Annotated in this window: 5 protein-coding genes and 1 riboswitch; of the genes, 3 read left to right on the forward strand and 2 right to left on the reverse strand. The window is 75.6% G+C overall.

Going from position 1 to position 9166, the window contains the following annotated elements; genetic code table 11:
- Positions 1 to 84: 84 nt before the first annotated feature.
- Both VF746_29595 and VF746_29600 read right to left on the reverse strand, forming a co-directional pair.
- Entirely contained in the window at positions 85 to 1104 is a 1020-nt protein-coding gene (locus tag VF746_29595) for a HAMP domain-containing sensor histidine kinase (GenBank protein HEX8696609.1), read from the reverse strand.
- A 110-nt stretch (positions 1105 to 1214) separates the two neighbouring features.
- Complete coding sequence (locus VF746_29600) at positions 1215 to 2564, reverse strand: sigma-54 dependent transcriptional regulator (GenBank protein ID HEX8696610.1); 1350 nt, start codon at positions 2562 to 2564, stop codon at positions 1215 to 1217.
- Between the two features lie 409 nt (positions 2565 to 2973).
- On the opposite strand from VF746_29600, the gene VF746_29605 reads away from it, so the two are divergent.
- The 3 genes from VF746_29605 to VF746_29615 form a co-directional block, all read left to right on the forward strand.
- Complete coding sequence (locus VF746_29605) at positions 2974 to 4035, forward strand: GAF domain-containing protein (protein HEX8696611.1); 1062 nt, start codon at positions 2974 to 2976, stop codon at positions 4033 to 4035.
- Positions 4036 to 4219: 184 nt separating this feature from the next.
- A riboswitch (cyclic di-GMP riboswitch) is annotated at positions 4220 to 4300 on the forward strand.
- 60 nt (positions 4301 to 4360) lie between these two features.
- Positions 4361 to 4657, forward strand: coding sequence for a hypothetical protein (locus tag VF746_29610; GenBank protein ID HEX8696612.1), 297 nt, complete (start codon positions 4361 to 4363; stop codon positions 4655 to 4657).
- 8 nt (positions 4658 to 4665) lie between these two features.
- Positions 4666 to 9166: MBG domain-containing protein (locus VF746_29615; GenBank protein HEX8696613.1), on the forward strand; the 4501-nt coding region annotated here is incomplete at its 3' end.

Raw genomic sequence — 9166 nt, forward strand, 5'->3', positions numbered from 1 at the left:
CTGCAAGTGCGAAGTGCGAAATCCTAAGTGCGAAGTGCGGTGATCCGGCCTCGATCCTCGCACTTCGCACTTCGCCCTGGGTTTTCACGTCATCCGCACGCCGGGGAGGCGCAGCGCCCAGGTGGTGCCGCCGGGGCCGTCGTGCTCCAGCTCCAGGCGCCCGCCCGCGCGCCGCGCCAGCGCCGCGGCCAGCTCGATCCCCAGCCCCGAGCCGTCGGAGGCGCCGTGGGCGGCCCGGTGGGCGGTGATGCCGGGGCCGGGGTCGCACACGCGCACCACCACGCCGCCGTGGTCGGCGTCCAGGCGCACCACCAGCGCGCCAGGGTCGGCGTAGCGCACGCCGTTGTCGACCAGGATGGCCACCATCTGCCGCAGCACCAGCGGGTCGGCGGCGGTGGCGGCGCGGGCCCCGGGCTCTTCTTCCAGGCGGAGCGTCTTCCCGGCGCGCCCGGCGGCGGGGGTGAAGGAGTCGAGCTCGGCCCGCAGCCCGGCGGCCAGCTCCGCTCCCCCCACCCCCGCCACGCGCCCCCCGGCCTCGGCCTGGGCGCGCGCCACCTCCAGCACCACCTCGATGGCGCGCAGGCTCCGGCGCACCCGGTCGGCCGTGTCGCCCACCAGCACGGGGTCGGGAGTCTCGCCGCGCTCGGCCGCGCCGCGCACGTAGTCCATGGCCTGCGCCGAGAGCACCAGCGGCGCGCGGAGGTCGTGCGCCAGCAGCGACATCAGCAGGCGGTTCAGGTCGCGCGCCGACTCGGCCTGCAGCCGGCCTCGCTGCAGCGCCAGCGCCAGGAAGGTGATGGCCGGGAGGGTGAGGAAGACGAAGACGCGGTTCGGGACCCACACGGCGGCGGGGGAGATGGGTCCGCGCCCCAGCACGGCCGCCACGGCGAAGCAGGCCATGGCGGCCCCCCCGGTGAGCACCACCCAGAGCGGGCGGTCGCTGGTGGAGGAGAGCGCGATCGGCACGCCCAGGAAGATGCCGACCACCACGCCGGCGGGCGTCAGCCAGTCCAGCGCGCTGATGAGCACCACCGCCGCCAGGCAGAGGAAGAAGATGGGGCGGACGCGCCGGCGCGGGCCGGGGGGAACGGGAACGGGCTCCATCGCTCGGTCGGGAGGTGAGTCCAGGCCGCCGCGGACGCGGGCGGCGGCGCTGCAGGAAAGGGGGGCGCCGCTCCGGCGTCCCGTCCGGACGGCCTGGGGCGAAGGACGGATCAGAGTCCGTAGCGGCGCCGCTTCTCCCACAGGGTCTTGCGGGAGATGCCGAGCCCGGCGGCCACCTCGGCCAGGTCGCGGCGGGTGCCCTCCAGGGTGGCGGCCAGGTAGGCGCGCTCCACCTCTTCCAGGGTGAGGCCCAGGTCCAGCGCCACGCGGTGCGACTCGGGAAGCGGCTCGCGCGCCTGGGCGGGGGGGTGGGCCACCAGGGGGCCGCCGCGGTGGAAGAGGAGCGCGCGCTCCACGGCGTTGCGCAGCTCGCGGGCGTTCCCCGGCCAGGGGTAGTCGAGCAGCGGGGCGCAGCCGGCCCGGGTGAGCTCGGGGACGGGGCGGCCGAGCTCGGCGGCGAGCTCGCGGGCGAAGCGCATGGCCAGCTCCACGATCACCTCGGGCATCTCGCGCAAGGGCGGCATCCGCACGCGGGCCACGTCGAGCCGGTAGAGGAGGTCGCGGCGGAAGGCGCCCTCGCGCACCCGCTGGTCGAGGTCGGCGTTGGTGGCGGCCACCACGCGGGTGGACACCGGGATCGGGTGGGCGCCCCCCACGCGGCGCACCTCGCGCGTCTCCAGGAAGAGGAGGAGCTTGGGCTGCAGCTCGAGCGGGAGGGTGTCGACCTCGTCCAGCAGCAGCGTGCCGCGGTCGGCCAGCTCCACCAGCCCGCGCTTGAGCGCCTTGGCGTCGGTGAAGGCGCCCTTCTCGTGGCCGAAGAGCTCCGACTCCAGGAGCTGCGGGGGGATGGCGGCGCAGTTGACCTGCACGAAGCGGCCGACGGCGCCCGACCGCTCGTGGATGGCGCGCGCCAGCAGGCTCTTCCCCGTCCCCGACTCGCCGGTGGCCAGCACGCGGGCGGTGGGGGCCTGCGCCACCTGCCGGGCGAACTCGCGCACCTCCTCCAGCCGGGGGTGGCTCCCGGCCAGCAGCTCGTCGCCGGCGGGGGCGGCGCGGCGGGTGGCGATCTCCTCGCGCACCGGCCGCTCGGCCACGGCGCGCTCCACCAGCGCCTGCAGCGCCCCCACGTTCAGCGGCTTCTGCAGGAAGTCGGTGGCCCCGGCGCGGATCCCCTCCACCGCGCGGTCGAGGGTGGCGTGGCCCGAGGCCAGGATCACCGGGAGCGCCGGGTCGCTCTCGCGGATGCGGCGCAGGAGCTCGATCCCGTCCATCCCCGGCATGTACAGGTCGGTGAGCACCACGTCGACCCCCGGGCGCGCCAGGCGGGCCAGCGCCTCCTCGCCCGAGGCGGCCAGCTCCACCTCCAGCCGCCCGGGGCGCTCCACGTTGGCGCGCAGCAGCCGCGCCTGCATCTGGTCGTCCTCGACCACCAGCAGGCAAATGGCGCCCGCGGCGGCCACGGGCGGCCGGACCGGGGTGCGGGAGGGTGCGGAAGCCGGGGATCGGGGCACCGGGACCCGGAGACGGCGCGAGGGACGGTGGCCGCGTGGGGGGCACGGCGGGGATTGGCATGGTACGCGCGCCGCCGCTGCCGCGCAAGCGTGGCGCGGTCTCCTCCGGCGTTACGAAACGAAACGCGAGTTACCTTTCGCGCCGTGGCGCCGCTCCGCGCGGCGGCGCCCGCAGCGGGCAGAAGCGAAGCCGGTGCAAGGGGTTTGCACCGGCCCCGGCCCGCGTGGCACGGAGGTTCCCGTCTCCCGAGCGCAATCAGAAACACCAGGGTGCGTACGGGGGGCGGGGTGCCGCGGGGCGGCGCCGGAGTCCCGGCCGGCGCCACGCCCCTTCGCCGCCTCCCACCCCGGCGCGCCGATGTACCTCCGCCGCGAAGAAGACCGCCTCCCCCCCGCGGGCGCCGACCTGGGGCTGGCCGAGCTGGCCGCCGCCTACCTGCGCGAGACGCTGCGCGACTTCGCGCCGCTCGGCTTCCCGCCCCCGCGCGCGGAGCCGGCCGCGGTGGGCGGCGCCGGCGCCACCGACGCCCGCCGGCGCGAGTGGCGGCGGCGCTGGCGGCGGCTGCGCCTGGGCGAGCAGGTGGCCGGCTTCGCGGGGGAGCTGGCCGAGGCGCGCTCGAGCGACGCGGTGCTGGACGCGCTCGCGACCCACGCGCCCCGCATCGTGGGCGCCCACGTCTGCCTCCTCTTCCTCCCCGCCCCGGGCGGCGGGCCGCTCCGGGCCCGGCGCGAGCCGCGGCTGGAGGGGTCCGCGGAAGGGCTGGAGCTGGACGGGGCCGGGGCCGCCGGGGTCCTCGCCCCCGCCGACGCGGTGCGCTTCCCGGCGCTCGCGCCGCTCTTCGCGGGCGCGGGGGCGGCCTCGCTGGCCTGCGCGCCCTTCGCGGGAGGCGCGGCGGTGCTGGTGGAGCGCCGCGCCGACCGCGTGTACGACGAGGAGGACCTGGAGCTGCTGCGCCTGCTGGCCGGCCAGGCCGAGGCGGCGCTGGAGCGCGTGCGCGGGCTGGAGCGCGTGCTGGCGCGGCGCCTTCCCGCGGCGCGCGAGGGCGAGGAGGGCGCCGGCCGCGCCGAGGCGGTGCTGCGCCTGGCCGAGTCGCTGGCGCGCCGCGGCTGCGCGGTGGCCGTGGCCGTGGTGGCGGTCGCCGGGGCGGCGGGGCCCCCCGAGGGCGACGAGCTGCACGGCGCGGCGGAGGCGCTCCGGGCCGCGGCGGGCGAAGACGGGGTGGCGCTGCACCTGGGCGCGGGCGAGTTCCTGCTCGTGATGCCGGGGAAGAGCGAGGCCGAGGCCTTCGCATCGATGGCCGAGGTCCGGGCGCACGTCCCCGCGGCGCTCTCGGTGCGCGCCGCCGTGGCCGGCCGCGCCGACGGCCCCTGCTCGCTGGAGGAGCTGGTGGCGCGCGCCGCCGGGGCCGCGCTGGCGTAACCCGCCCCCCGCAGCCGCGTTTCGTTTCGTAACAGGTGGTTCGCTTTTTCCCATGCACAGATCCCGACACCCTCTGCAAGTTCTTTTCGGAAGACGGCTTACGGGCTGCGCAAAGAATGGCATGCTTGTTCCTTCACCCCCGTGGCTCCGGGCGGCGCTAGCCGCCCGAGGCTGACTTCCCCCCTCCGCTTCAGGGCACCCCGGCCGCGAGGCCGGTCCGCAAAGCCACGGGTCTCTCCCCCTTCGAGACGGCCGGGCCGCCGGCAGGGTTCATCCGCGCCACTTCGGCGCGACCTCCCCTTCAGATGTGCTCCAGGAGGAACCCATGCGGTACGCCCGTTTCGCCGCCCTTTGCGCGGCGGCTCTCGCCGCTGCCTGCCAGGACCTGCCCAAGCAGCAGCTCCCCACCGAAGCCGAGGCCGCCCCCGCGGCCACCGCCGCCGCCGCGCCGGTGGCCCCGGCCGCGTCGGAACAGGTCTCCAGCGTGTGCGCGGCCGCCCGCGCCCAGCTGGAGCGGACGCGCACGCGCCTGCAGCCCGCCCCCGGAAGCGAGTCGACCGCGGCCACCGACGTGGCCCAGGCGGCTTCGCTCGAGGCCCTGGTCGCCGACGCCTGCAGCTGAGGGACGCCATGAGCCGGAAACTCACGGCCCTGGCGGCCGCGGCGGCGTGCGCCCTGGCGCTCGCCCCCGCCGCGGCGCTCGCCCAGAGGGCCCTCGTCTACTGCCCCGTCGGCATCGACGAGGGCGGATGCGCGGCCGCGGCGGCCGCGCTGGCAAGCCGCTTCCCCGACGGGGTGGACCGCGGCTACGACGGCAGCGGCGGCACCGTGGACCTGGTCACGGCCGACCTGTGGCAGTACGCGGTGCTGGTCGTGCCGTCCCTGGCCGACAACGCCTCCACCCGCCCCTACGCCCTGCTGCGCCGCGCCGACGTGGCCGAGCGGCTGGGCGACGCGGTGATGGGGCGCGTGGCCGTCTGGTCGGGCACCCCCGACCTGGGGAGCGCCAACCGCGAGCCCAAGGACGCCCTCCTGCGCAACCTGGCGGGGTGGGCGGCCGGGAGCTACGCCGCCGTGAAGGGTCCGGGGATCGTGGCGCTCCTGGACCTCTCGGACGAGGTGACGTCGCGCTACGACTGGCTGCGCGCGATCACCGGGGTGAACCTGGTGGCCGACGGGCGGCTGCAGACGTACGCGAGCGTGCGGGCGCTCACCCCCACCGGCTCCGCCGTGCTGGGCTCGGGCGGGGGCGTGCTGGCGTACGCCAGCATGGCCGCCTACGGGGTGCAGCTCCCGCAGGGGGCCGCGGGCGCCGCGCTGGACGCCGTGGGGCAGACCGGCACCAGCGTGGGGGGACAGGTGGTGCTGATGAGCGCGCCCGGCGGCAACACCGGTGGGGCGGTGATCCGCACCGACCGGGACGACTACCCGCCGGGCGACACGGTGACCATCACCGGCACCGGCTTCCAGCCGGGCGAGACGGTGGCCATCGTGCTGCACGAGGACCCGGAGGTGCACGACAACCGCACGCTCACGGCCACGGCCGACGCGCTCGGCGGCTTCGTGAACCGCGACTTCGCGCCGGAGCAGCACCACCTGGACGTGCGCTTCGTGGTGACCGCCACGGGCCGGCTCTCGGGCGTGCAGGCGCAGACCACGTTCACGGACGGGACCGCCAGCGGGGTCACCGGCTTCTCGGCCGGCGCGCCCGCCGGGTGCACCTCGGCGGGGACCCCGTCGGTGGCCGTGGGCGGCACCCTCTGCGCGAAGGGGACCACGTCCGTGAGCGGCGCGGGCGGCGCGGACTTCCGCATCGAGTGGGCCGACCCGTCCGGCAACGTGATGGGAACGAACACCTTCCTCAGCCAGTCCGGCGGGGCCACCATCACCGGCTCGTTCTCTCCCGCCTCGGCCGCGGCCGGCAACTGGACGGTGCGGGCGTGCAAGGGCGCCACGTCCGGGAGCTCGGCGTGCAGCGGCGGGACGCTGATCAGCACCGTCGTCAACTTCACGGTCACCGGGAAGCTGAGCCAGAGCATCACCTTCGGGGCGCTGGCGGGGAAGAGCTTCGGCGATCCGCCGTTCGCGGTGGCGGCCACGGCCAGCTCGGGGCTGCCGGTGTCGTTCGCGAGCCTCACCACCGGAACGTGCACGGTCGCGGGGAGCACCGTCACGATCGTGGCGGCCGGCACCTGCACCGTGCGCGCCTCCCAGCCCGGCAACGGTACCTACAACCCGGCGGCCGACGTCGACCAGAGCTTCACCATCTCCCCCGCGGCGGCCACCGTCACCTTCCTCTCCACCGCCCCGGCGAGCCTCGTCTACGAGGGGACCTATTCGCCCAGCGCTTCGTCGAACAGCGACGGTGCGCTCGGCATCTCCGCCGGCGGCGCCTGCTCGATGAGCGGCTCCACGGTGACGATGACGTCGGGCACCGGCACCTGCACCGTGACGGCCTCGGTGCCGGCCACGACGAACTACACCGCCGCCACGGCCACCCAGACGATCACGGCGGCGAAGGCCACCCCGACGATCTCCTGGAGCAATCCCGCCGACATCACCTACGGGACGGCGCTCGGCGCGGCGCAGCTCAACGCCTCCGCGGCGTTCGGCTCGTCGCCGGTGGCGGGGACGTTCACCTACACCCCCGCGGCCGGAACGGTGCTGGGCGCCGGGAGCGGCCAGGCCCTCGCGGCCGACTTCACCCCCACCGACGACGCGAGCTTCGGCGCGGTGGCCGGCACCACGGTGTCGATCAACGTGCTGAAGGCCACGCCCACGGTGAGCTTCACCTCCACCGCGCCCGCCTCGCTGGCGTTCGGGGGCACCTACACGCCCGCCGCCGCCACGAACGGCGACGGGACGCTCTCCCTCGGCGCCTCCGGGGCCTGCTCGCTCAGCGGCGGGGTGGTGACGATGACCTCGGGCGTCGGCGCCTGCACGGTGACGGCGTCGGTGTCGGAGGGGGCCAACTACGCCGCCGCCGCCGCCGCGCCGCAGACCATCGCGGCGGCGAAGGCGGCGGGGTCGGTGAGCTTCACCTCGGCCAGCCCGGGGACGCTCGCCTTCAACGGGACGTACTCGCCGACCACCTCGCAGGTGGGCGACGGCGCGGTCACGCTGAGCGTGGGCGCGGGCGACGCCTGCTCGCTGGCCGGGGGCACGGTCACCATCACCGCGGGCTCGGGGAGCTGCACGGTGACGGCGACGCTGGCCGAGACCGGCAACTACACGGGCGGCACGGCCAGCCAGACGATCACGGCCGCGAAGGCCGCGGCAACGGTGTCGCTGGACGCCGGGAGCCTCTCGCACACCTACGACGGGTCCGGCAAGTCGGCCACGGCCACGACGAGCCCCGGCGGGCTGGGGGTGACGATCACCTACGGCCAGGGCGGCTCGCCCGTGGCGTCTCCCGTCGCGGCGGGGAGCTACGACGTGAGCGCCAGCGTCGACGACGCCAACTACCAGGGGAGCGCCACCGGCACGCTGGTGATCGGCAAGGCGACGCCGTCGGTGAGCTTCACCAGCAGCGCGCCCGCGACGCTGGCCTACCACGGCACCTACACGCCCACCGCCAGCACCACGGGCGACGGCGCGCTCACCATCGGCGCCGGCGGCGCGTGCTCCATCGCGGGCGGCGTGGTCACCATCGACGCCGGCTCGGGGACCTGCACCGTCACCGCCTCGGTGGCCGAGGGCGCCAACTACCTCGGCGCCGCCGCGACCCCGCAGTCGATCTCGGCGGCGAAGGCGGCGGCGACGCTCACCCTCGGCGGCCTGAGCCACACCTACGACGGCTCGCCGCGGGGCGCGTCGGCGGCCACCAGTCCGGGCGGGCTGACGGTCGTCCTCAGCTACGAGGGGACCGGCTCCACGAGCTACGGCCCGTCGGCCACGGCCCCGGCCAACGCGGGGACGTACAGCGTCACCGGCACCATCAGCGACGCCAACTACGAGGGGAGCGACACCCAGCCGCTCACCATCGGCCAGGCCGACGCTACGATCAACGTCAACGGCTACACCGGGACCTACGACGGCGCCGCGCACGGGGCCAGCGGGACGGCCACGGGCGTCGGCGGCGCGAACCTCAGCAGCGGCCTGAACCTGGGGGCGACCTTCACCGACGCGCCGGGCGGCACCGCGAACTGGAGCTTCACCGGCGGCACGAACTACAACGACGCCACCGGCACCGCCGCGATCACGATTCAGAAGGCCGACGCGGTGATCAGCGTCAACGGCTACACCGGGACCTACGACGGCGCCGCGCACGGGGCCAGCGGGACGGCCACGGGCGTCGGCGGAGCGGATCTCAGCAGCGGTCTGAACCTGGGTGCGACGTTCACCGACGCACCGGGCGGCACCGCGAACTGGAGCTTCACCGGCGGCACGAACTACAACGATGCCAACGGCACCGCAGCCATCACCATCCAGAAGGCCGACGCGGTGATCAGCGTCACCGGCTACACGGGCGTGTACGACGGCGCCGCGCACGGGGCCAGCGGGACGGCCACGGGTGTCGGCGGAGCGAACCTCAGCAGCGGCCTGAATCTCGGAGCGACCTTCACCGACGCGCCGGGCGGCACCGCGAACTGGAGCTTCACCGGCGGCGCCAACTACAACGATGCCACCGGCACGGCCGCCATCACGATCCAGAAGGCCGATGCGGTAATCAGCGTCAACGGCTACACCGGGACCTACGACGGCGCCGCTCATGGGGCGACCGGCACGGCCACGGGTGTCGGCGGCGCGAATCTCACCAGCGGGCTGAACCTGGGTGCGACCTTCTCCGACGCGCCGGGCGGCACCGCGAACTGGATCTTCACCGGCGGCACGAACTACAACGATGCCACCGGCACGGCGGCGATCACCATCCAGAAGGCCGACGCCACGACCGACGTCAACGGCTACACCGGGACCTATGACGGCGCCGCGCACGGGGCGACCGGCACGGCCACGGGCGTCGGCGGCGCGTATCTCAGCAGCGGTCTGAACCTGGGTGCGACGTTCACCGACGCGCCGGGCGGCACCGCGAACTGGAGCTTCACCGGCGGCGCCAACTACAACGATGCCACCGGCACGGCCGCCATCACGATCCAGAAGGCCGATGCGGTAATCAGCGTCAACGGCTACA

Source organism: Longimicrobium sp. (genome assembly GCA_036389795.1).
Classification (GTDB): Bacteria; Gemmatimonadota; Gemmatimonadetes; order Longimicrobiales; family Longimicrobiaceae; genus Longimicrobium.

Coding starts and splice junctions, on each gene's coding strand:
- VF746_29610 (HEX8696612.1), top strand. CDS start 4,361: ATGCGGTACGCCCGTTTCGCCGCCCTTTGCGCGGCGGCTCTCGCCGCT.
- VF746_29605 (HEX8696611.1), top strand. CDS start 2,974: ATGTACCTCCGCCGCGAAGAAGACCGCCTCCCCCCCGCGGGCGCCGAC.
- VF746_29595 (HEX8696609.1), bottom strand. CDS start 1,104: ATGGAGCCCGTTCCCGTTCCCCCCGGCCCGCGCCGGCGCGTCCGCCCC.